Origin of the sequence: Shouchella shacheensis, from assembly GCF_001484965.1 — a bacterium.
Lineage (GTDB): Bacteria > Bacillota > Bacilli > Bacillales > Bacillaceae_D > Shouchella > Shouchella shacheensis.
In genome coordinates, this window is record NZ_LLYY01000032.1 from 1 (window position 1) to 22,054 (window position 22,054).

Below are 22,054 nucleotides of genomic sequence, written 5' to 3' on the forward strand. Positions count from 1 at the left end.
AGCAGACGGCATGAGCGTAACGAAGGTTGCAGAATTGACAGGACTATCGAAGGTGGAAGTTGAAAAATTGAAAAATCAATAAGCTTGATCAGAAATGAGGATGAAAAGTTATGAGTGATAAGAAAACACTAAGGTTGTTATTTCCTTAGTGGCAAGGAGGCAACAATCCTCCTTGAGCGCAACTCAGATTTTAAAGAGTTGTTGTTATGACGAGACACTGTTTTCAATCGCCTCAATTATTCTTCAGCCATACCAGCTAATATGAGTTCCGGAAAAGGGCGCAAATCAGGAATACTGATTGCGCCTGTTAATTTGAATGGGAAAGAATAATGGATGAGCGTTACGTTCCTCTTACTTTAACTGAAACGGTTTCGTTTCTCCCAGCTATAGTTCCAAAGAAAGCAATTAAAAGGGAGACGAACATTAGAATGACGAGAGAGACGGTCCATCCATGAAATTGTTCTGCGATGACTCCTAGGAAAATTGGTCCAAGTGCAGCTAGTGCATAGCCAATAGATTGAGCCATGCTTGACAGTTGAGAGGATTCAGTCACAGTACTCGTACGAAGCACGAAAAACATCATGGCCAAACTAAAAGTTGTTCCTGCCCCAATGCCCGTTAATAATAAAAATACAATAATCAGTTGTGAGGATATGAGGGCAATCCCTAATAATCCAAAAAAGAAAAATAAACCAGATACAAAAGCAAGAACACGCTGATGACTTAATTTAGAAGCAATAATAGGGACAACAAACGTTGTTGGAATTAAACCCACTTGAAAGAGTGCAATCAGCCAACCAGCGTCTTCTTGATTAAACCCTTTTTCAAGTAGAATATCCGGGAGCCATGTGAAAAGGCTATAAGGAATCATAGATTGCAAACCCATATAAATGGTAACAGCCCATGCAATTTTGGATTTAAACAGATGGTTTGGTGGCTGAGACTTTACTTGTCCAGGGACTTTTTTATTGCCAGATAGAATGGCAGGTAGTCGCAAAAGGAGTATGATAATGGCTAAAAATGACAGAACACTCCATATTTGCATGGAATTTCGCCAGTCTAAGAATTCTACATTGGCTAGGGGAACGGATATTCCTGAAGCAAGTGCTCCAAATACATTCATAGATACCGAATAAAGACCGGTCATTAGCCCGATCCGATAAGGAAAACTCAATTTTATTAACCCCGGCATAAGAACATTCCCTACCGCTATAGCTATTCCAACAAGTAACGTACCAAACAAAAGCATAGAAATTCCACCAAGTGAACGTATAAAAGTTCCAATAGATAAGATAAACATAGAGATTAATAGCGTTTTCTCCATTCCTAACTTTATGGAAAAAATCGGAACAAAGGGTGAAAACAAACCAAATGCAATAAGAGGTAATGTGTTGACCATCCCTATCAAGGCATTGGATACTTCTAGCTCTTTCCTTAATATGGGTATTAGAGGCCCGACTGAAGTAAGGGGGGAACGAAGAGTTGCAGCTATTACCATTACAGCCGCCAACAGTAGAAACAGATAATAACGGTCCCGGTAGGTTGTAATATTCATATATAACCACCTTTTATAAACAAGTGTTGAAAGAATAAGTGGAAGCTCAATCAGTATAGCTGAATCACTAAGCTTCATCAATATTTCATTCCAAACTTAAGTTCCATATTCATTTGCTAGTATCATGCCCACCAAGCTTGGCACCGAGCAAAATCATGCAATATCTAAAGGGACGGTCGTCCAGACTGTTACAAGACGAGTTTTCTGAGCTCAAGAAAACGTAGTGGGGTCAGCACTTATGGGCGAGAGGGTACTTCTGTGTTACAGTTGGAAATGTGACGGAAGAAATTATACGAAACTATATAAAAGGGTGATACAGATCATGACTAATATGTATCACCCTTTATTTTTTATGACTTTTTACGATTTAGGTCTTGATAACGAATTTAGGGTTGCTGAATAACCTTCCAATCATTCAAGCCATCTTGGGCCTGTCTTTTGAATAGTGAACGCCTTTGCCCAGACACGTGAAAAAAATAAAAAAAGAATACCCCCGAAGAGACTTCGAGAGATTCATGACGAGCACTTGAAGAGCAATCACCGTTTCACTGGTGTTTCGAAGGCATGCTCGAATAAGACGGAGGCCATAGGTGCGTTTGCCTTCACCGAATTTCCCTTCGAGGGCATTTCGTTCGGCGGCATCCTGTTTCTCGATCTTTTTTTGCTCTTTGGATTCTTGTTTAGGAGGGCGACCCAGCTTGGGACCTGTTGCAAAAAGGAATTCTTAGTTATTCAGCAGCGCCTAGTTAATTTCCTCTTTAATCAGTTGTAGCAAATCTTCTCCCCATCTAGGAATGGGAATTAATTCCTCCTTTATAAAGCCGTTTTCAATGGTTGCAAACATCTGACCTTCTTTTCCGGTATTATCCACGAGAATTACTGTATCCATCAAAAACAGATGGGTGAGCAAGTTTTCTCTGCTAATGGAGTGTCTACGTAGCACATCTTCTTTTGGAATATCATGACCGCCATTTTCGACACGTTTGGCAATTCTTTTTAAATTCACCGTTACATCATCCGTACCGACATAAATTACAAAAATTTCATATCCTTTATTTTTTTCGCTAGCTGCATTTGGCGAATGGAAATTTTACTGTCAAGCGTAGTCTCAATGGAAAAGTCATGTAAGGAATCGATGCATTCGCTGATAATTCGAAGTGATTCTTTGCCAGCACTTAATGTAGGGTTTTTCGAAGTTCGGTTTTTGTGCTTACGAACCAAAGCGTCAGGGTCTACGTTAATCGCCGATCCAAGATCATCATAAAACATTCCACGAATGGTGCTTTTTCCTGAGCCGTTGTTTCCTGAAAAAACATACATGACGGGTTTCTGCTTCATGAGCCCTCGTTCCGTTCTTTTTCGATCCGTCCATCGGGATATTCTCGCACTAGATGGTTGTCTTTATAATAGACAATATAGCTATTGTTCATTTTTGCATCTAACATGGCGCGCTCTCCAGTCATTTGAATGACTTTTTTGAAGCGAGAAGTGTCAAAAACCACAACATTGCCCCTTTCTCTAAGTGAAAGTAGTCTACTTTTTACAATACAGAACTGTGCAGTGCCAGTAGTGGCTGGTCGTGAATGCTTTTCACCCTGTGTTGTGTTCTTCAACCCGTCTTAAAACAGGATTCAAACCGTGCTGAACATTGATGGTATTCATTACAACTATTATATGAAATGTCATGAAGTTCTTCAAACTAAAAACGCTTTGTTATCAATTAATGGCTAGAAAAGAGGAAGGGTAGGAGGTGCAGAAATGCACACGCTGGTAATCACGTTCCCGCTGCGGTTACTGAACAGGGTTCATGCTTTTTAGCACCAGCCGTGAAAAAAGGAACGGATTATACTAGCACAGGATGAGTGGAAGGAAGAAACGAAGCGTTTTTAGGCCTTTTTGCGATTTAAGCATCTACTCTACTGGCAAAAACAAGCAGATGAACGTCACGTCCACCTGCATTGCTTACTGTTGCATAGCTTTTTTAAAATTGATTTGTGTTTCAGTTTCCATGGGGGTTCTGCTTTGTAACAGCTTGTAGTATTGAATGCGTATGCTATGATAATACGCTAGGCTCACAAAGACGCCAACGAATAAAGCAACCAAGCCGAGACTTATCAAAACACCGGATAGCAATAACAAACCGCTGAATGAAAGCCGATTCCCTTTAATCATTTTAAAACTATGTACGATGGCTGAGATTACCCTTTTTTCGGATTCTCATAAAGGATGTAAATCACGTGGGCCAATCCTAAGTATAGATACAAGAGCACTACCCCTATGGCTGTCATAAGGAGAAACCCAATATTAAGAAACGCTCCTGCTCCTAGTAAACCAAGCAGCATAAAGGCAATGATCATTAACGTGGAAGCAAGTAAAACCAAATTCATGATGGTTATAACAACGCCTTTGTAAAGCAAACGGGGGTTTTTGAAACTATACAAGAACGATGAGAAAAATCGTTTTTTGCGATCTTGAAGCCCGAAATAATAATCGAGAATTGCAAAATGCATGATGCTTGTCACAAGTGCGCCGAGCGGACCTATCACAGAAAGTAACCTCATCGAAGTTGCAACTGAAAACAGACTAACCGAAAATCCCCCGTCATTGGAACGGACATCGACCAGCGTATTCCCAAATAAAACGATGACCACGTAACAAATGAAAACGAAAAAAATGGATTTCAACCAATTTTTCCTCAAAATAACTTGCGCTTGTTGTTGAGCCGTCCAAACCATTGCTGCTCCTCTTCCTAGATGAGATTTTAATACCTTCTAGAAATAGATTTTTAAATCTATCTTAGAAGGCGAGAAGACTCCTGCTGTATGTTAAAATAGAAGTAGCTGAATAACTCATGTGCGCGCTTGGCGCATCCCCTTATGAGAAGGGGAGTGTTGCCATATGTCAGTATTCGAAGCGCTATCTTTAGCGATCGCAACAAACATGTTTACGATCGCGTTATTGTCACTGGTGCTTCTGCTGACAAAGCAAAGAAAATAGCCCCTCATGAGTCTTAGCCGACATGGAAGGGGCTATCCCTGAAAGACTGTGCCTAAGCCCGTATGGGATTCAGCAACCGTCTAGTGTGCAACCACTAGGCGGTTTTTTCAGTATACGTATTGTTTGCTTCAAGTATACCATCAAAGCCTGGGTGGGCCAATAGTTGATTATTGATGATCAAAAACCTTTCTACGCCTTTCTAACTACGAAATGACTCACGGAGTGGTATAATGGAAATACCTTAGTGAAGGAGGGAGAAGGCGGTGTGAAACTGACTAATACAGCTAAAGCGAAATCCAAACAAACCCGGAAAGAATACAACAAAAACAAACGCCTTCTGCAAATAGGCCAACGAGAAAACCGTTGGATGCAAGACATAAATCATTATATCAGTAAGGCACTTGTTGACCAATACGGAGAGAATACGTTGTACGCTCGAAAACCTAACAGGCATTCGTCAAGCGACGGAAAACGTACGCGTCAACGATCGTTATCAAACGGTATCGTGGTCTTTCTTTGACTTGCGACAAAAGCTAGAATACAAGTCCCTAATGTATCAATCGAAAGTGATCGCTGTAGATCCTACATACACATCGCAAACATGCCCACACGGAAAAAGCGAATCGTAACAGGACGTCTGGCTATACATCCAATGATGACCTATTCTCTATCAAAGTATATAACGAAGGGGGGATCCTTACCCCCGCGCGTTCCCGTTTGTACATAAAGTGGAATATGTGTACAATGGGAAAAGCGTTCGACGCATATTACTTAGCAGAAAAGAGGATCTAACTGATATGAAAAAAGGAAGCATCGCGTTTGAAAATGGCGAAAAACTCGTCATTGAATTTTACCCTGAAGCCGCATCTGGTCACGTCGAAAACTTTGAATCGCTCGCCAACAAAGGATTCTACGACGGGCTGACCTTCCACCGCGTGATCCCTGGCTTTGTCGCCCAAGGCGGAGACCCAAATGGAAACGGCACAGGCGGACCTGGCTACACGATCAAATGTGAAACCGAAGGCAACCCGCACAAACATGTCAAAGGTTCGCTTTCCATGGCCCATGCCGGAAAAGATACAGGCGGCAGCCAGTTCTTCGTCGTGCATGAGCCTCAACCTCATCTCGACGGCGTTCACACGGTTTTTGGACAAGTCGTCGAAGGGGAAGATTTGATCACACGCATAAAGCAAGGCGACGTGATGCAAGAAGTGAAGGTTTGGGAAGAGTAGGTTGGTACTCGGGCCACATTCTGATTATAGGGTGTGGTCTTTTTTTGCTTTCAACGTTTTTAAAAGCAAGATTTTTCTTATGTGGTAACTCACGTTGAATGAAAATCGTCATGAATGGCATTTTCTTGTCCCAATTGACATGCTGGAAATTTACTGGGATGAGGACTGGGGAAGCGCTAGAGCCTGTATAAATTAAATAACAAAAGAGAGGAGAGTTTGGAAAGAATAGGCCTCTAGGCTTCGCTCATTTTCGAGATCGCAAAAGCGCAGCCCACCGAGGCTGCGCTTTTCCTATGTGCGCTCACATCTACACGCATTGTTTATAAAGCTTCTTTCGATCCTCTCACTTGCTGCCCCAACACCTCTAAAAAAGCATTCACCTGGGGGAGCGTTCGGTGATAATCGGAACAGGAACTATACGTGTGTCTCATCAGTGTCTCTCCCTTCAAAATCAAAGGTTCGAATTGATAGTCATCCTCCGGTAAGTTCTGCGTTGCCATCTCCGGCAAAACGGCCATGCCAATGCCGCAGGCCATTAGCTGTTTGCACGTCTCGATTTGGTCGACCTTAATGACTTGATCCGGTTTCCGCCCACCTTCTTGAACAAACCATTCATTAATCATCGACTCCATGCCGGCGTCACTTTGAAATTCAATGAATACTTGTTTTTTTGGCGGGGCCAAGGAGGAGGCTTTTTCCACGAGATACAAACGCTCACGTAATAGTCGTTCACTGGAATGGGGAAGGGCCGGTTCTCCTCTAGTGATAGAAATGTGGAAATTTTCCTTGGAAGAAGAAATGAACGAGCTTAAGCCTGTTTGCAAGTCAATCTTCACTTCGGGGTACTTCTGCATATATACGTGGAGCACGTTTGGCAACACGTACTGACCGAACACCGAAGAGACGCCAAGTGAAAGCGTGCCGCGAATCGTTCCTGTTAACTGTGAGAGGCGCTCTTGCAGTCGTTTTTCCTCTGCGAGGCGCTGTTCGGCAAAACGAACCACTTCTTCACCTGCAGGAGTCAGCAGCAGTTGCTTATGTGTGCGAATGAATAGCGGCTCCCCCCATTTCTCTTCCACTTGTTTTAGACGTTGGCTAATCGCAGGTTGCGATATGTAGAGCCGCTTGGCGGCCCCGCGTATTGTGCCGGCCTGTTTTAACGTGGCGAGCAGCTGGTCTTCGTCGATTTTCATAAAAACTCGCCCTCCCTTTTGGTAAACGTTTCTTATTCGATTCCCTAACCATTTTCTATTAGTATATAACGTTTTCAATGAAAGTGTAAGAGAGTCCCCCCGCCGTTCCCAACCGCCGAAACCACGAGGGAATTGCTCGTTCTCCCTTGCCGTTTGTTTTTAAACTATGGTACATTAAAAATGGAAGTCATTTTCCGTCTAAGGTAGAGATTATAGGAGGGTGGAGCAGGAGGTGTACATACGTCGAAATTTGTAAGCGCTTAAGTGAATGTGTCGTTTTCTGGACTGAACAATCACAACGGAGGGATAACCATGGCAGTGGAACAAACGTATCACCCTGGACTTGATGGTGTTATTGCAACAGAAACAAACCTGTCGTTTCTTGACACAGAGCAAGGTGAAATTGTTATTCATGGCTACGATCTAATTCAGTTGTCCAAAACGAATGGGTATTTGGATATTGTCCACCTACTTTTAAATGGAGCGCTTCCAGACGACGACGAGCGAAGCAAGCTTGCCCACCGGCTCAGTCAATCGTACGACGTGCCGGAGGAAGTCATTGACGTATTAAAGCTCCTTCCAGCTTCCACCCATCCAATGGATGCGCTAAGAACCGGTCTCTCTGTACTCGGTGGTTTTGATCGCCAGCTCGAGAACCGCGATGCGGAAGTGAACACGGAGCGGGCTTACAGTTTGCTTGCGAAGCTGCCGACGATTGTCGCCAACAGCTACCGTATTCTTGATGGCAAAGAAACCTTGCAGCCGAAGGAAGCGCTCTCCTACAGCTCCAACTTTTTGTACATGATCACGGGAAATGAACCTCGGGAGCTGGAGGAAGAAGTGTTTGACCAGTCACTGTTGCTTTATTCTGAGCACGAAATGCCGAACTCAACGTTTACAGCTAGAGTGATAGCCTCGACCCTTTCCGATATGTACGGAGCGCTAACAGGGGCGGTGGCATCGCTTAAGGGGCATTTGCATGGTGGGGCGAATGAAGCCGTGATGTATATGTTGCTTGATGCGAACACACCTGAAGAATTTGAAACGCTGCTAGCGAATAAGTTAGCACAAAAGGAAAAAATTATGGGCTTTGGCCACCGTGTGTACATGAAGAAGATGGATCCACGTGCGCTGATGATGAAAGAGGCGCTTGCCAAGCTTTCTGACGCGGCTGGTGACGACCGCTTGCTGAGAATGTGCGAGGCAGGGGAAGCGTTGATGGAAAAAGAGAAAGGGCTGTATCCGAATTTGGATTACTATGCGGCACCAGTGTACTGGATGCTCGGCATTCCGATCGGACTGTATACACCGATTTTCTTTGCTTCGCGTACCGTTGGACTGAGTGCGCATGTGATCGAGCAGCACAACCACAACAAACTGTTTCGCCCGCGCGTGAAGTATACGGGCCCACGCTATACGACCTAACTCAATCGATGGAGACGGAGGAAATCCAATGACAACACAAATGGAAACAAAGACCACTGATAAGCTGCTCGAAGAAATTGCTGATTACGTGCTAGATAAGGAGATTACAAGCGAGGAAGCGCTCTCGACCGCTTCTCATGTGCTTGTGGATACACTTGGCTGCGGCATCCTTGCCTTGCGCTACCCTGAATGCGTGAAAATGCTCGGGCCTGTCGTGCCAGGAACGGTTGTGCCAAACGGCGTTCAAGTACCGGGGACCTCCCATGTGCTTGATCCTATTCGCGCGGCGTTCAACATCGGCACGATGATCCGCTGGCTCGATTACAACGACACCTGGCTTGCGGCGGAGTGGGGACACCCATCAGATAACTTAGGCGGCATACTGGCGGTGGCCGAATACATCAGCCGTACCAATCTCGCTGAGGGGAAAGAACCACTAACCATTCAAGATGTGCTTGTAGCGATGGTGAAAGCGCATGAAATTCAAGGTGTGATTGCACTGGAAAACAGCTTTAACCGTGTCGGTCTTGATCACGTCCTGCTCGTTAAAGTAGCGACAACAGCGGTGGTTGCTGGGATGCTCGGTGGGACGCGCCAAGAAATCATTAACGCGGTGTCGCAAGCATGGATCGACAATTCTTCTTTGCGTACGTATCGGCATTTTCCGAATGCAGGCTCCAGAAAGTCCTGGGCCGCAGGAGATGCGACAAGCCGCGGTGTCTTTCTCGCGATGACGGCTCTTAAAGGAGAAATGGGCTATCAAACGGCGCTTTCCGCACCAGGCTGGGGTTTCCAGGATGTTCTGTTCAATAAAAAGGAAGTCACCCTTGCCCGAGAGCTGGATGCCTATGTAATGGAAAACATTTTATTTAAGGTCTCATTCCCGGCCGAATTCCATGCGCAAACCGCGGCCGAGGCAGCAGTCGAGTTGCACGAATCCGTAAAGGGACGTCTAGATGAAATTGATCGTGTTGAACTAACCACCCATGAGTCGGCGATTCGCATCATTGATAAAACGGGACCGCTTTACAACCCAGCCGATCGTGACCATTGCTTGCAATACATCACAGCGATCGCCTTGCTCAAAGGCAATATCGTCGCTGACGACTATGAAGACGAAATGGCGAATGATCCACGTGTTGACCGCTTGCGCGAGCAGATGATCGTTACGGAAAACAAAGACTACACGAAGGATTATCTTGACCCGAACAAGCGCTCAATCGCAAATGCCGTCCAAGTCTTTTTCAAAGATGGAAGCGCCACGGACAAAATTGCAGTGGAGTATCCGCTTGGGCATCGCTTCCGGCGCGCGGAGGCGATTCCACATATTCAAGACAAGTTTGCGGCAAACGTTGCCACGCACTTTGCAGGAAAACAGCAAAACGACATCTTAGACGCGGTTAGCGATCAAGCAGTACTTAGCAAAATGAGCGTGACGGCGTTTATTGACTTGTTTGCGCAGTAAGGGAGGGAGAATGTTATGCCTTGGATCGTCGATGAACCTGTATCACAAAAAGAGCTGGCCGAATCGTTTCATAAGCAGATGACGGCGAAGGGAATCCTGCAAATTCCCGGCGCCCACGATGCCATGGCTGGACTCGTAGCGAAACAAACCGGTTTTCGTTCGCTTTATCTATCAGGGGCTGCCTACACAGCAAGCCTAGGGCTCCCGGATCTCGGTGTTGTCACGTCCAATGAAGTCGCCTCTCGTGCAAGGGAGATCGTTCGTGCCACAAACCTACCGCTACTCGTCGATATTGATACCGGCTTTGGTGGGGTGCTTAGCGTCGCTCGCACGGCTGTGGAGATGGTGGAAGCGCGCGTAGCGGCCGTGCAAATTGAGGACCAAGATCTTCCGAAGAAATGCGGCCATTTGAACGGGAAGAAGCTTGTGGCGAAAGAGGAAATGGAGCAGAAAATCGCGGCTCTTAAAAAAGCAGCGCCAACGCTCATTGTCGTTGCACGAACCGATGCCCGTGGGGTCGAAGGGCTTGAGGCGGCGATTGAGAGAGCGAATGCGTACGTCGCCGCGGGCGCAGACGCGATTTTTCCTGAAGCGCTGCAAGGGGAAGAGGAATTTATGAAGGTCGCCAAGGAGGTGGATGCGCCGCTCCTTGCCAATATGACTGAATTTGGCAAGACGCCGTACTACCGCGCCGATGAATTTGAGCGGATGGGCTTTGAGATGGTCATTTATCCCGTCACATCGCTTCGTGTAGCGGCCAAGGCGTATGAGCGTGTCTTCGCTGATATTCAGGAGAATGGCACACAAAAAGCAAGTTTAGACGAGATGCAAAAGCGCAGCGAGCTGTATGAGACGATTTCCTACGATGAGTATGAAGCGCTGGATACATCGATTGCAAAAACCGTTTTGTCAAACGACCAATAAGGGTGCGGCCTACGCTTGCAAGCGTAGGCCGGGCTGCCAGATAGGGAGGCGTGGGTCATGCAAATTGGCTTGATTGGACTTGGAAATATGGGAATGCCGATGTCAAAGAATCTGCTTTCCTCCGGGTATTCGGTGCGCGGCTTTGATTTGAACAAACAAGCGCTTGAAACGTTTGCCGCAGCTGGAGGAGAGGCAGCAGGGACGATGGAAGAGCTGGTTGAAAATTGTGAGTTGATTTTAACGAGCTTGCCTTCAACGGAAGCGGCCGAGAGCGTCTATCTTGGAAAAGACGGCCTTCTCGCACTTTGCCCGACAAGCGTTGTGCTCGTGGACACAAGTACGATTGCACCAGAAATGGAGCTTGAAATTGGAAAACAGGCGGATGCGAAAGGCGTTTCCTTTCTTGCCGCTCCGGTTAGCGGTGGCGTCGTCGGTGCTGAAAACCGCACGCTCACGTTCATGGTGGGCGGACCGAAAGCAGTACTAGAGGGCGTGCAGTCTCATCTAAGCACCCTCGGGTCCAACGTCTTTCACATCAGCGAGTCGTACGATAGTGGCACGAACGCTAAGTTGATCAACAATCTTCTCATCGGCTTTTACACAGCCGGGGTGGCAGAGGCTCTCAATCTAGCAAGAGAAAGCGGCTTGAACTTAGAGTTTCTCTTCAACGTTTTAAACGTGAGCTACGGACAAAGCCGAATTTACGAGCGCAATTATAAGACATTCATTGCAAACGATGACTACGACCCTGGGTTTACGCTGAAGCTGTTGAACAAAGACCTTCGTTTTGCTATGGACCTTGCCAAGCAGCGCGGGGTAGACTTGCCGATGAGCCAAGCGCTTGTGGATTTGTACCAGGATGCAGAGGATGCGGGTCTTGGCGATAAGGACATGTCCGTGATGTACGAACGTGTCGGGAATCAATCGATCTCATTCAAAGCGGAAAAGGAGCGGTTAACATGACGACAACAGAGGTTAAGACGGTACGCAACTGGATTGATGGCAAATGGATCGATGCAAGCACAAGTGCGACAGAAACGGTCCCAAACCCTGCGACAGGCGAAACGATTGCCCTCGTCCCGCTTTCAGGCAAGGACGATGTTGACAGCGCCGTCCGCGTCGCAAGAAGAGCCTATGAGACGTGGAAAACGGTCCCCGTGCCCGATCGAGCCCGCTACATGTTCAAATACCTTCAACTTTTAAACGAGCACAAGGAAGAACTTGCCCAGTTAATTACGAAAGAGAACGGGAAAACGATCAAGGATGCGCGTGGGGAAGTGCAGCGAGGAATTGAATGCGTTGAGCTAGCGACGTCGGCCCCGACGATGATGATGGGCGACGCTTTGCCTAGCATTGCTGGGGGAATCGATGGCTCAATCTGGCGCTATCCGCTTGGTGTCGTCGCCGGAATAACCCCGTTCAACTTTCCAATGATGGTGCCGCTCTGGATGTTCCCGCTAGCGATCGCTACAGGCAACACCTTCGTCTTAAAGACATCGGAGCGTACGCCGCTGCTTGCTGAGCGACTCGTTGAACTGATGCATGAGACCGGGCTCCCGTCAGGCGTCTTGAATTTGGTTAATGGAGGCAAGGATGTTGTCAACGGCCTGCTTGAACATGAGGGTGTGGAAGCGATTTCCTTTGTCGGCTCTGAACCTGTCGCCCGCCACGTCTACCAAACGGGCACCGCAAACGGCAAGCGAGTGCAGGCACTGGCCGGTGCGAAAAATCATGCGGTCGTCATGCCCGACTGCCATATCGAAAAGACGGTCCAGGGGGTCATTGGTGCAGCTTTTGCTTCAAGCGGCGAGCGTTGTATGGCCTGCTCGGTGGTCGCCGTCGTCGATAGCGTTGCTGATGAATTCATGGATGTGTTGAAACGGGAGACGGAGAAGCTCACGGTTGGAGACGGAGCCAATGACGAGCACTTTGTCGGTCCGCTGATTAGGCAGTCCCACAAGGACCGGGTGTTGCATTTTATTGACAAAGGCGTTGAGCAAGGCGCCACGCTTGTTGTCGATGGCCGGGATCTTCCGGAAGAAGCGAAAGATGGCTACTACCTTGGCGCGACGATTTTTGATGAGGTCACATCCGAGATGGACATTTGGAAGGAAGAGCTCTTCGCCCCGGTGCTGAGCGTCGTCCGCGTAAAAGATTTGGATGAAGGCATCGCTCTCACCAATCGCTCCCGCTTTGCTAACGGAGCCGTGATTTACACGTCGAGCGGGCAAACTGTGCAGTATTTCCGCAACAGCATTGACGCTGGAATGGTCGGTGTCAACGTCAACGTCCCTGCGCCGATGGCCTTTTTCTCCTTTGCGGGAAACAAAGCGTCCTTTTTTGGCGATCTCGGTACGAACGGACGCGATGGGGTTCAGTTTTATACGAGGAAGAAGGTTGTGACGGAGCGGTGGTTTAATTAATGTAATAGATGTGAAAACAGGCAGCCCTTTGTGGCTGTCTTTTTTATGTCTAGCTCCGGCGGGTTGAAGCGCCGAGATTGTTCAGACCTGACAACGCGCTTCTAGGCAACCCACCTGCGTTTAGGTGATATATGGTTTCCATTTTTTGAGAAATAAAGTATAATAAAGAAAATCCTTTCTAATCCAATATCCAACAATAATTGTCAAAAAAGGGGGAACTTTTTGGTTCCCGTTTCGTAGATTAATAGAGACCAACTACTAGAGAGAGGATAAAGTGGTGAATAGTGTTCACCAAGGGGGCAAAGATGAAAAAATTAACGGGTCTGTCTTTTGCGTTGCTGTTGGTCGTTTTGTCTGGCTGTGGAGAGAAAGAGGAGAAGACAACCGCTCAGTTAGGGTCAAAAGCGGTAGGGGCCGAGGAGCGGACCGTGCCGGATTATCGAGTAGCTGTTAGTGAAGAAGGGAACGAGGATTTCTATGAAGAAATTCCGCTTGAACAGATAAACGAAGACTACTTACAAGAATGGGCAAAAGAATTGGCCCGTGGCGAAAATGGCTACGATCAGGAGATGAAAGCGCCCAAATATGTGAATGGGAGCCTTGAGGGTGGGTCCAAGCAAGTGATTTTGAACGAAGAAGAATTGGTGGATAATGTTTTAAATACAACCTATTGGAATCGTCATGTGCCGCTGCCGCTCGACACGACAGAGCCGAATGTTTCCGTAGAATCGCTGGAAGGGGTGGAGAATGAGACCATTGGCGCGTTTCAGACAGCGTTTAATACGGGCATCAAAGGCAGAGCCGAAAATATCCAGCTATCGACGGATTCGATTCATCAAACCGTTTTAGGGCCAGGAGACACGTTTTCCTTTCATCAAACAGTCGGGCAAGCGACAGCAGAGAGAGGCTACAAGGAAGCAAGTGTCATTATTGATGGGGAATTTACCGACGGTCTTGGCGGCGGCATTTGCCAAACCTCGACGACTTTGTATAATGCCGTCATGGAGGCAGGGCTAGAAGTCGTAGAAAGACATCCTCACTCCTTGCCGGTTGGCTATGTACCGGAAGGCTCCGATGCGATGGTCAGCTGGGGCTGGGCCGATTTTCGTTTTAAAAACACATTGGATGTGCCTGTGCTCATTCAAGGCAGTGTGGATAAGAACAATGGAACCGTTGCGTTTGAGGTGAGAGCGAGGGAGGGGGAGGTGTAGAGGGTAGTTGTGAGAACGACCCCTGAACCTGAGTGCTGGTACCACTTAAGGCAATCCATCAGAGAGTGAAGAGTTCAGAAGGCAGTAATCACCCACATTGGATCAAGGTTCCGTTCCGGGGTGGTTGCTTTTTCATCATTCTCAATGGACTTTAAGGGCTGTATTGGGGAGCGGCCCTTTTTTGAAAAGGACAGCGGAAAAGCCTGTCTCATTCTGGTTCAACAACAGCCTTGATGATATAATGAGCCAAAAGGGATGAAGGTTGCGAGGGATGTGTTGTGCTTTACGTTGTTCTGCAAGAAAAGCGGCACATAATTTTAAAAGTAGCAAAGGAACACGGTATTTATAATGTGCGAGTTTTTGGTTCGGTTGCAAGATCTGAAGACGGCTCTGCAAGTGACCTGAATTTGCTTGTGGATTTCGAAGAAGGAAGAAGTTTGTTTGATTTAATACGGTTTAAACAAGAAGTTGAAGATTTACTCAAAATAAACGTCGATGTCGTGACAGAAAACTCGATTCATTGGCGTATCAAAGAAGACGTGTTAAATGGAGCGATCCAATTATGAAAAATGACAGCCTCTATTTGACTCATATTCTAGAATGTATACGATTGAATCATATCTCCCAAATGGAGAGGAAGATTTTTTTGGTTCAAAAATAATTCAAGATGCGGTCATCCGCAATTTAGAAATTATTGGAGAAGCTATAAAGCGTGTTTCAAAGATTTTCGAGAGCAGCATTCACATGTGCCGTGAGCGAAATGGCAGGACTCAGAGACGTGTTAATTCACGATTATTTCGGAGTGGATAACGGGATTGTTTGGAATGTAGTTGAAATTGAGATTCCACCATTAAAAGAAAAAATTACGGATTTGCTGAATCGGTTACAGGGAATAAAAGCATAAAATTTCAATAAAATAGAATAGTAAATGCTGGAAAATGAAAACTGATAATGATGGAGGTGGATGAATTGTCATCCATGCAAGACCGTTCAAATTCAACACCTAAAAGTGATGAAGACCTTCAAAAGGTCACGGTTGGAGAGCATAAACCTCACACTGCGTCCATCACTCTCCTAGAGTATGATCCACGCTGGCCTGAGCTTTTTGCCCGCGAGGCTAAGCGGATACGTTCCGTACTTGGAAACAACGTATTGCAAGTCGAGCACGTTGAATCAACCTCGGTGCCGGGACTGTGTGCTAAGCCGATCATTGATATTCTTCTAGTTGTAACAGATTCTGCAGACGAGATGACCTATGTTCCGGACTTGGAGAGATTCGGATACACGCTACGTATTCGGGAACCGGAGTGGTTTGAGCACCGAATGTTCAAAGGCCCCGATACAGATCTCAATTTGCATGTATTGAGCAAAGGGGCGTCTGAAGTCGACCGAATGTTACGCTTTCGTAATTGGCTACGAACCAATCAATTTGACCGGGAAGAGTATGCAGACGTCAAGCGTAACTTGGCTCAGCGTGAATGGCGCCACGTGCAACACTACGCGGATGCAAAAAACTCAATAGTCCAGGAAATCATGGAACGAGCAAACGCAGTTGAATAGAGCTCTTGGCGCTACCTAGCCTTATCATATATATTCAGGGAATGTTGCGAATTGAGGGTGATTTACGTTCAGGGCAATGAAGTGACATAAAAAAGGGGCAAAGATATTACATAATGCAGAGCGAATGCCCCCTTTCTTCAGCTGCTGAGGGTTGGCTCCTAAATCATGAGATAATTGTACTGGAAATCCATTCATACGACCTAAACCATTATGAGTAAAAACGATAAGGGAGAACTAACATGACAAAGAGAAATAAAATCAGCAATAAAAACGATCTGTCACTAGAACAACTTGAAGGATTACTCAGCGCATTGAAAGCCCGTTTTGAGAAAAATGTGAACCGCCATCAAGGTCTTGAATGGGAGAATGTTCAAGCAAAGCTGGATGCTAATACTGAAAAACTGTGGTCGCTCAATGAAATGGAAAGAACCGGCGGAGAACCGGATGTTGTTGGTTATGATGAAAAGAAGGACGAATACATCCTTTATGATTGCTCAGCCGAAAGCCCTAAAGGTCGCAGAAGTGTTTGTTACGACCGGGAAGGGTTGGAGTCAAGGAAAAAACATCAACCAGAAAATAACGCTATTGATATGGCAACCGCTATGGGCATTGAACTTTTAACGGAAGAACAATATCGAGCGTTGCAGAAGATAGAAAATGTCGACATGAAAACGTCAAGTTGGGTGCAAACACCCTCTGATATTAGAAAACTCGGCGGTGCCCTTTTTTGTGATTATCGCTACGGGCATGTCTTCGTTTATCACAATGGTGCGTCCTCTTACTATAGTGTCAGAGGATTCCGTGGCTCGCTAAGGGTCTAAATTTTGCACAGACAGCTATATTAGAAGCTGAGAATGGATCATCTAGAAAAAGGCTTTAATTTCATTCTTCAACTATCGATTGGTGCAAAGTGGTGCTGGTTCCCACCGCTATAAAGCATTAGCATAGTAGGGAATTGCGTCTTTTGTACGTGACTTTGTCCATTTACTTGAAAGCAAAAACACTAGAATCTCCCTCCAGCATTTGTTACAATGGCGAGGTTAATTGAGGAGGAAGAAGGCATGAAATATCGCACAAGTCTGTTTGTGCTGCTCGGGGTCACTAGCTGTTCAGGTGGTCAGGAACCCATCCCGGAAACAACGCAAACGGTACATACCTATCAAGAAGAAACAAACACATCGTACGAAGGCGAGGAAATTGTCCCATCCTGTTATCAGCTCTCTGTCCCTCCAACTTTTGAAAGAGCTAAAGACATTGAGATGATGATGCCTGAGCAGATGCTTTTTCTACGCGAGCCTGAAGACATGCCATTTGTTTATGATGAACAAGACTTCCGAACGATTCGAGAAGATCAAGCGACGTTGGTCGTGGAGCCACAGAAGAAATTCTTTTATCATCTCTTTCAACATCCAGATCTAAGTTTTGTCGAAGAGCCGACAGAAGAAGAACTAGATGCTTTGCCCGAAGAGGCGAGACAAGCGGCTGAAAATGATTCAGAGGCGCAGGAGGAAGCATTTAAAGAGGAAAGCCTAGAGGGAGGTCCGCAGGCCCCATTTCTAGGGGAAGATGAATGGAGCAGAGAAGAGGTTGAGGTAGATACAGACATGGGGCCATAAGAATATATCGTGAAAGATGAAGCTCTTGTTGAAGAAACCAATGGGCAGCAGGAAGGCAAATAAACGTATAACTACACACCGTCAGAAGAAAGTGAAGTGCCGATTCCAGAAACAGGCTTTTCATTCACACTGAAAAACGATGGTTATGATCGGGAAAGCATTTCGCCTTTTCTTCTGAATCGTTCTTTTCAATTTTCTACGCTAATTGAACGAGAGAACGGTCCTGGAATTTCAGATAACGGAAAATTTCTTTCTGAATTGACAGTTAAAGCAGAAGCGATTGAAGACGCTGGGCAGCGAGAGGCTGACATTCGTGACCTTAAATCCGATGACTTGATGATTGCACAAAACGATCCAGTTCTTGAGATCAAAGAGCTTCACGAAGACGAAAAAAGTGACATTGGACGATTTACGACCGGCCGACATGTTATTTTCGAAGACTACGAGGAATACTATTTCTCAACAGAAACCGAAGACACGGTGTTCCATGTTGATTTCAATCTCCCAAAAGATTTCGAGGACTACGAAGAACTTCGACATATTTATATGGACGCGGTGAGGTCATTTGTATATTAGAGGAAGACATCTTCATTTCTCCTGTTAGGAGTTTCCAGTGAAACGGCCCCTGCGTAATTACGTCAGGGGCTATTCGATAGGAGGCACTAACTGATTTCTTGAAGAGGTACGCAGCTCCCAGGACGACCTTATTTTCTTGTCACTACCCAGGTAAGCACAACCGCACTAATCCCTCCAATCAGCTTCCCAACAATCATCGCAGCAACAAAATTAGCATCAGCCTGCGCCAAACCCAAGACTGTGACACTGACTTACCACCACAAATGTTCTACACCTGCAGTTAAATATGAAATAGCGTCTTAATCGATCTATAATTTGCACGATCTACGTTGGCTACTATTGCTTCCCGATACTGCTGTAACGAATATTCGTGAGTAACTAACTGTTCAAGTGGATAATCCTGATGCTGTTGGATTAGATCTAATAGCAGTTCTTGTGTGGATATTGTTTCTCCCTGCCAATACTCCTTTTTGGAATATGCATGTGTACCCAATATTGAAAGCTCGTTTGCCCAAACAAAGGACCAATCCAAACTTTTAATTTCTCCTGCACAGCCCACCAGCGTCACTTTTCCGCGTTCGCGTGCCATTATAAGGCTATCACCAAGGCTTTCTTTACTGCCAATACAATCATATATGCTGTCAAATCCCCCAATAAAAACATCTCTTCCAAGCAGTGGTTTTTGTTTTGATGTTTCGGGCATGTTTAAGATTGTATCCTCAAGATCTTTTCGGCTGATCAACCCTTCATTGACACCCATTTTTATTCCCATCTCTTTTTGATAGGGCAACAGACTCAATTGTGTAACATGACAGTCAATTTCAAGTAGGCGGATGGCCGCAATGACAGCATAAGCAATCATGCCGCCACCTATTACCAGCACATGCTGCCCCCTTTTTGGTGGCTGGCGAAGTACTGCATGCAAGCCAACGCTTAACGGTTCGGACATGGCTGCCACTGTGTTGGATACCGTATCCGAAATAGGAATGGCCATGGATTCGTGAATAACTAGCGACTCGCCCCATCCGCCGGGGAAGTCTTTACAAAATCCAAGAATCATCCCGGGCCCGAATTTATCTGAACCAGCTTTATATCGACATAAACAATGCATTCCCTGCCTGCATGCTGGACAAAGGTTTTTTCGTTCGCGAACTTCACAGTTGATATAGGGATCAACCGTAATCCTTTGTCCTACCTCTACCTTTTTAACATTGCCCCCAACTTCAGTAACCACGCCGACTAATTCATGTCCTAAAACGGACGGAAATGAATTAAATGGGGTGAGGGAGGGAGAAGTTTTATAGAATATTGCACCTATATCTGATCCACATACACCCGATAATACTGGCTTTACCTTTACCCAGCTTTCATTTGGCAGCTTTGGCTCTTCAACATTTTTTAATGATAATGCAGACGGTTTCCCATAATACATCGAGGGAAAGTGTTTTCCAAGCGCTTTTGCTGCCAAATATTTTGGTATGGTAAAATCATAAACTATTGCCTTCATGCTTGTTCACTGTCCGGTCTTTTAATGGTGCCAAATGCAACCTTCTTGTGCATAAAAGAGGGTCTGGTTCCAATTGAAAAAAAACTCGGTGTAAGTTCTGAGCTCGGAAAAAATTGTGGAATCTTCGGGTCTTTCCGGCTTGGGTCAGCCATTAGTTTTTCTTGCACTAAGGAATTGTATTGACGTGAGGTGTTCTCAAGTGTGTTGCCGTTTATAACAATATCAAATTTAGTATGTTTTGCGTATTGCTTTAAACCGGGTATTCCACTTTCTTCCGGTACAAGACATTCGGCTGCAATCGCATTTTCACTGCTCACCCATATGCCTGTATCCGTGTTGACTACGAGTGAATGATTACCTTGTGTATGTCCCGGTGTAAACATGAGAGCCACACCAGGACCTAACAGTACATCCCCATTCGTAAACAAAATGCGATCCATTGGGATATCTTCATATGTCTTGGGCTGATACCATATTTTTTGTAATGGATGGAGATATGGAAGTATTTCCCATTCTTTTTGTTGGACGATAAGCTTTGCGTTCGGAAAATAAGCTTCAAGGGGCTTATTTGGACTCAAATCCTGCTGGGCTTTGTTCGTGCCTAACCAACGACGGACATCCTGTGTGTGTAGATGATCGAATGTGATAAAATCTACGTCTCCTGGTTTAAGCCCAACTTCATCTAAATACCCCTCCACCGTTCCATATCTTTTGGTTAAGACGGTTTTACTCAAAAAATCGCCATACTTTTCAATTAATGCGGAATAGTAAGGAGTTCCTGCATCTAATTCCGTTTCAGATGGTTCATTCAATAATGTCCAAGTACGTCCCTGTGCTTCCCATTGCACAATAAACATTCTATTAGTGAACCATATAAATGGTACCGGACTCCTTCCCGCGCGCCAAAGCCCGTATTTTTTAGGGTAAGGTATCTTAATCAAGTCAAATGATTGAAATGCCGACACTTTACCAGTTGCCTTAAACCATTCTTTAAAACCTGGTACAACTTCTCTAATTTTTTGCAATTGTCTCCCTGGATTTTGATCTTGCTGGGCTTCTTCAAAATGCGGAATTTGCTGAAAATTAGTTTGCGTTTCAAGGCTTTCCTTTATTTTCATGATTGTATACGCCTCCCTTTATTGATGATGGTATATATAAATGGATTTATTCAGAAGTTTCTAATCACATTATACAAACTATTTTGTTTCATGTATATTTAATTATAATAATACTTCATTAAGTATTATTAATGGAAGAAAGAAGGTGTCTGTATGAAAATTGAACAGTTGGAGTACATCGTTGCGGTAGCAAAATTGGGTTCACTTTCACTTACTTCTCGGAAGCTACATATTACACAGTCAGCTATAAGTCAATCGATTACGAGTCTAGAGGCTGAATTGGGTGTGAAAATATTTAAACGTTCACGACTTGGTACTACTCCTACAGATATGGGTAACAAGATTATCAAGAAGGCGGTAGAAACATTGGAAAAGCTAGAAGAACTAAAAAATGAGACCGATATGAATCTTAAGTTAGTGGATGGTAAATTAAGAATAGGAACAATTCCGAGTCCATTGATGTACCTGCCTAAAACCTTAACCGCGTTTAAAAAAGAGTATCCAAATATTCGCATTGAGATTTCAGAAAAATCATCCCAGGATATTGTGGATAATATTAAACAAGACCAGCTCGACATTGGACTTATTGGTCTAAGCATGGAAGGAGAGGAAGCGAAAGACCAAAATATTGCGTTTGAGGTAGTACTTCGTGGAAAAATGATTGTAGCTGCAAGTATACATTCACCTTTAGCTTTTGCAGACGCTGTTTCACCGGAGGAAATTCGTAAGTACCCAATTGTTTTATATAATGATGATCGGATGTGGGAGTTTGTTAACAATCTTACGGCTCGATTTGGCCCAGTAGATGTTTTGTTTTCAACAAACAACCTAGATGCAATTCGTAATGCTGTCATAGAAAATTTGGCTATAACAATAGCCCCTGATTATACCGTTATAAGTGATCCCAATGTTGTAACTGGAAAAGTTGTTCCGGTCGAAATTTCTAATCTTGAGCAGGATTATCCAGGAATGGCTTTGGTTTGGTCAAAAACAAAACATAATACAACCATTATAAGGAACTTTGTTTCAAGGCTGACTTCAGATATGTTCGAGCTAAAAAATCATTCATAAATTATGCTACCTAAGAAGAGTGGAGCCAAAAAAATGCTGATCCGAGTTGAGCTTTTATAAAAAGCTAGGATGGTATAAAATTTTGGCCGTGGAACTCATGTAATAGATTGCCCTTTTTAGTGGCTGGACTTTGCTAGAGGTAGCTGGGCAGAGAGGATCGAGCTTACTCTACCAAAAAAAC

At 45.1% G+C, this 22,054-nt stretch carries 22 protein-coding genes and 4 pseudogenes; 18 read left to right on the forward strand and 8 right to left on the reverse strand.

Annotation, left to right across the window (positions count from 1 at the left end; genetic code table 11):
- Positions 1–340: 340 nt before the first annotated feature.
- Entirely contained in the window at positions 341–1,555 is a 1,215-nt protein-coding gene (locus AVZ68_RS16840) for a CynX/NimT family MFS transporter (protein ID WP_059105746.1), read from the reverse strand.
- Between the two features lie 98 nt (positions 1,556–1,653).
- On the opposite strand from AVZ68_RS16840, the pseudogene tnpA reads away from it, so the two are divergent.
- Positions 1,654–1,869: pseudogene (tnpA, locus tag AVZ68_RS19980) on the forward strand (IS200/IS605 family transposase); the annotation flags it as partial.
- 101 nt (positions 1,870–1,970) lie between these two features.
- Here the strand turns inward: tnpA and AVZ68_RS19985 are convergent.
- From AVZ68_RS19985 to AVZ68_RS16855, 4 genes and pseudogenes are all read right to left on the reverse strand, one after another.
- A pseudogene (locus tag AVZ68_RS19985) lies at positions 1,971–2,264 on the reverse strand (transposase); the annotation flags it as partial.
- Positions 2,265–2,297: 33 nt separating this feature from the next.
- The gene (locus AVZ68_RS16845; RefSeq protein WP_059105747.1) at positions 2,298–2,561 is read right to left on the reverse strand and encodes a hypothetical protein; all 264 of its coding nucleotides are present in this window, start codon (positions 2,559–2,561) and stop codon (positions 2,298–2,300) included.
- Positions 2,562–2,587: 26 nt separating this feature from the next.
- Positions 2,588–2,893 (reverse strand): zeta toxin family protein, encoded by a 306-nt coding sequence (locus tag AVZ68_RS16850; protein ID WP_059105748.1) that lies wholly within the window; start codon positions 2,891–2,893, stop codon positions 2,588–2,590.
- Positions 2,894–3,753: 860 nt separating this feature from the next.
- The gene (locus AVZ68_RS16855) at positions 3,754–4,290 is read right to left on the reverse strand and encodes a hypothetical protein (RefSeq protein ID WP_059105749.1); all 537 of its coding nucleotides are present in this window, start codon (positions 4,288–4,290) and stop codon (positions 3,754–3,756) included.
- A 163-nt stretch (positions 4,291–4,453) separates the two neighbouring features.
- On the opposite strand from AVZ68_RS16855, the gene AVZ68_RS21100 reads away from it, so the two are divergent.
- The 3 genes and pseudogenes from AVZ68_RS21100 (at position 4,454) to AVZ68_RS16865 (ending at position 5,784) form a co-directional block, all read left to right on the forward strand.
- Positions 4,454–4,552 (forward strand): putative holin-like toxin, encoded by a 99-nt coding sequence (locus AVZ68_RS21100; protein WP_367576344.1) that lies wholly within the window; start codon positions 4,454–4,456, stop codon positions 4,550–4,552.
- A 286-nt stretch (positions 4,553–4,838) separates the two neighbouring features.
- Positions 4,839–5,212, forward strand: a pseudogene (locus tag AVZ68_RS19990) (IS200/IS605 family accessory protein TnpB-related protein); the annotation flags it as partial.
- Between the two features lie 137 nt (positions 5,213–5,349).
- Positions 5,350–5,784, forward strand: coding sequence for a peptidylprolyl isomerase (locus AVZ68_RS16865; protein WP_059105751.1), 435 nt, complete (start codon positions 5,350–5,352; stop codon positions 5,782–5,784).
- A 320-nt stretch (positions 5,785–6,104) separates the two neighbouring features.
- Here AVZ68_RS16865 and AVZ68_RS16870 read toward each other — a convergent pair whose 3' ends face one another.
- The gene (locus AVZ68_RS16870; RefSeq protein WP_059105752.1) at positions 6,105–6,977 is read right to left on the reverse strand and encodes a LysR family transcriptional regulator; all 873 of its coding nucleotides are present in this window, start codon (positions 6,975–6,977) and stop codon (positions 6,105–6,107) included.
- A gap of 312 nt (positions 6,978–7,289) precedes the next feature.
- On the opposite strand from AVZ68_RS16870, the gene mmgD reads away from it, so the two are divergent.
- The 13 genes and pseudogenes from mmgD to AVZ68_RS16930 all read left to right on the forward strand — a co-directional run bounded on the left by mmgD (position 7,290) and on the right by AVZ68_RS16930 (position 18,177).
- Complete coding sequence (gene mmgD / locus AVZ68_RS16875) at positions 7,290–8,402, forward strand: citrate synthase (RefSeq protein ID WP_059105753.1); 1,113 nt, start codon at positions 7,290–7,292, stop codon at positions 8,400–8,402.
- Positions 8,403–8,430: 28 nt separating this feature from the next.
- Positions 8,431–9,867, forward strand: coding sequence for a bifunctional 2-methylcitrate dehydratase/aconitate hydratase (locus tag AVZ68_RS16880; protein ID WP_059105754.1), 1,437 nt, complete (start codon positions 8,431–8,433; stop codon positions 9,865–9,867).
- Positions 9,868–9,882: 15 nt separating this feature from the next.
- On the forward strand, positions 9,883–10,791 hold the full coding sequence (gene prpB, locus AVZ68_RS16885) for a methylisocitrate lyase (RefSeq protein ID WP_059105755.1): 909 nt from the start codon (positions 9,883–9,885) through the stop codon (positions 10,789–10,791).
- Positions 10,792–10,848: 57 nt separating this feature from the next.
- On the forward strand, positions 10,849–11,754 hold the full coding sequence (locus tag AVZ68_RS16890) for an NAD(P)-dependent oxidoreductase (RefSeq protein ID WP_059105756.1): 906 nt from the start codon (positions 10,849–10,851) through the stop codon (positions 11,752–11,754).
- Positions 11,751–13,214 (forward strand): CoA-acylating methylmalonate-semialdehyde dehydrogenase, encoded by a 1,464-nt coding sequence (locus tag AVZ68_RS16895; RefSeq protein ID WP_059105757.1) that lies wholly within the window; start codon positions 11,751–11,753, stop codon positions 13,212–13,214. Before AVZ68_RS16890 ends, AVZ68_RS16895 begins: the two co-directional genes overlap by 4 nt.
- Before the next feature lie 305 nt (positions 13,215–13,519).
- Positions 13,520–14,425: a VanW family protein gene (locus tag AVZ68_RS16900; protein ID WP_059105758.1), complete on the forward strand. Its 906-nt coding sequence runs from the start codon at positions 13,520–13,522 to the stop codon at positions 14,423–14,425.
- A gap of 278 nt (positions 14,426–14,703) precedes the next feature.
- Positions 14,704–14,991, forward strand: coding sequence for a nucleotidyltransferase family protein (locus AVZ68_RS16905; RefSeq protein WP_059105759.1), 288 nt, complete (start codon positions 14,704–14,706; stop codon positions 14,989–14,991).
- A 34-nt stretch (positions 14,992–15,025) separates the two neighbouring features.
- Positions 15,026–15,100 (forward strand): annotated as a pseudogene (locus AVZ68_RS21105) (hypothetical protein); the annotation flags it as partial.
- Between the two features lie 37 nt (positions 15,101–15,137).
- Complete coding sequence (locus AVZ68_RS20615; protein WP_245628168.1) at positions 15,138–15,329, forward strand: HepT-like ribonuclease domain-containing protein; 192 nt, start codon at positions 15,138–15,140, stop codon at positions 15,327–15,329.
- Positions 15,330–15,403: 74 nt separating this feature from the next.
- Positions 15,404–15,985: a GrpB family protein gene (locus tag AVZ68_RS16915; RefSeq protein ID WP_059105791.1), complete on the forward strand. Its 582-nt coding sequence runs from the start codon at positions 15,404–15,406 to the stop codon at positions 15,983–15,985.
- Between the two features lie 239 nt (positions 15,986–16,224).
- The gene (locus tag AVZ68_RS16920; protein WP_059105760.1) at positions 16,225–16,806 is read left to right on the forward strand and encodes a DUF4256 domain-containing protein; all 582 of its coding nucleotides are present in this window, start codon (positions 16,225–16,227) and stop codon (positions 16,804–16,806) included.
- 240 nt (positions 16,807–17,046) lie between these two features.
- Complete coding sequence (locus tag AVZ68_RS16925) at positions 17,047–17,601, forward strand: hypothetical protein (protein ID WP_059105761.1); 555 nt, start codon at positions 17,047–17,049, stop codon at positions 17,599–17,601.
- Between the two features lie 96 nt (positions 17,602–17,697).
- A complete protein-coding gene (locus tag AVZ68_RS16930; RefSeq protein ID WP_059105762.1) occupies positions 17,698–18,177 on the forward strand; it encodes a hypothetical protein in 480 nt (159 codons plus the stop codon).
- A gap of 280 nt (positions 18,178–18,457) precedes the next feature.
- On the opposite strand, the gene AVZ68_RS16935 is transcribed toward AVZ68_RS16930, so the two are convergent.
- Both AVZ68_RS16935 and AVZ68_RS16940 read right to left on the reverse strand, forming a co-directional pair.
- On the reverse strand, positions 18,458–19,684 hold the full coding sequence (locus AVZ68_RS16935) for a zinc-dependent alcohol dehydrogenase (protein ID WP_059105763.1): 1,227 nt from the start codon (positions 19,682–19,684) through the stop codon (positions 18,458–18,460).
- The gene (locus AVZ68_RS16940; RefSeq protein ID WP_059105764.1) at positions 19,681–20,802 is read right to left on the reverse strand and encodes an MBL fold metallo-hydrolase; all 1,122 of its coding nucleotides are present in this window, start codon (positions 20,800–20,802) and stop codon (positions 19,681–19,683) included. Before AVZ68_RS16940 ends, AVZ68_RS16935 begins: the two co-directional genes overlap by 4 nt.
- Positions 20,803–20,955: 153 nt before the next feature.
- On the opposite strand from AVZ68_RS16940, the gene AVZ68_RS16945 reads away from it, so the two are divergent.
- Positions 20,956–21,873, forward strand: a complete 918-nt coding sequence (locus AVZ68_RS16945) for a LysR family transcriptional regulator (protein ID WP_059105765.1) — start codon at positions 20,956–20,958, stop codon at positions 21,871–21,873.
- Positions 21,874–22,054 lie beyond the last annotated feature (181 nt).

Bases quoted from the DNA above. Each gene is read 5' to 3' on its own strand.
- AVZ68_RS16850 (WP_059105748.1), bottom strand. From the start codon at position 2,893: ATGAAGCAGAAACCCGTCATGTATGTTTTTTCAGGAAACAACGGCTCA.
- AVZ68_RS16870 (WP_059105752.1), bottom strand. From the start codon at position 6,977: ATGAAAATCGACGAAGACCAGCTGCTCGCCACGTTAAAACAGGCCGGC.
- AVZ68_RS16880 (WP_059105754.1), top strand. From the start codon at position 8,431: ATGACAACACAAATGGAAACAAAGACCACTGATAAGCTGCTCGAAGAA.
- AVZ68_RS21100 (WP_367576344.1), top strand. From the start codon at position 4,454: ATGTCAGTATTCGAAGCGCTATCTTTAGCGATCGCAACAAACATGTTT.
- mmgD (WP_059105753.1), top strand. From the start codon at position 7,290: ATGGCAGTGGAACAAACGTATCACCCTGGACTTGATGGTGTTATTGCA.
- prpB (WP_059105755.1), top strand. From the start codon at position 9,883: ATGCCTTGGATCGTCGATGAACCTGTATCACAAAAAGAGCTGGCCGAA.
- AVZ68_RS16925 (WP_059105761.1), top strand. From the start codon at position 17,047: ATGAAATATCGCACAAGTCTGTTTGTGCTGCTCGGGGTCACTAGCTGT.
- AVZ68_RS16855 (WP_059105749.1), bottom strand. From the start codon at position 4,290: ATGGTTTGGACGGCTCAACAACAAGCGCAAGTTATTTTGAGGAAAAAT.
- AVZ68_RS16865 (WP_059105751.1), top strand. From the start codon at position 5,350: ATGAAAAAAGGAAGCATCGCGTTTGAAAATGGCGAAAAACTCGTCATT.
- AVZ68_RS16945 (WP_059105765.1), top strand. From the start codon at position 20,956: ATGAAAATTGAACAGTTGGAGTACATCGTTGCGGTAGCAAAATTGGGT.
- AVZ68_RS16915 (WP_059105791.1), top strand. From the start codon at position 15,404: ATGCAAGACCGTTCAAATTCAACACCTAAAAGTGATGAAGACCTTCAA.
- AVZ68_RS16940 (WP_059105764.1), bottom strand. From the start codon at position 20,802: ATGAAAATAAAGGAAAGCCTTGAAACGCAAACTAATTTTCAGCAAATT.
- AVZ68_RS16900 (WP_059105758.1), top strand. From the start codon at position 13,520: ATGAAAAAATTAACGGGTCTGTCTTTTGCGTTGCTGTTGGTCGTTTTG.
- AVZ68_RS16890 (WP_059105756.1), top strand. From the start codon at position 10,849: ATGCAAATTGGCTTGATTGGACTTGGAAATATGGGAATGCCGATGTCA.
- AVZ68_RS16920 (WP_059105760.1), top strand. From the start codon at position 16,225: ATGACAAAGAGAAATAAAATCAGCAATAAAAACGATCTGTCACTAGAA.
- AVZ68_RS16895 (WP_059105757.1), top strand. From the start codon at position 11,751: ATGACGACAACAGAGGTTAAGACGGTACGCAACTGGATTGATGGCAAA.
- AVZ68_RS16935 (WP_059105763.1), bottom strand. From the start codon at position 19,684: ATGAAGGCAATAGTTTATGATTTTACCATACCAAAATATTTGGCAGCA.
- AVZ68_RS16840 (WP_059105746.1), bottom strand. From the start codon at position 1,555: ATGAATATTACAACCTACCGGGACCGTTATTATCTGTTTCTACTGTTG.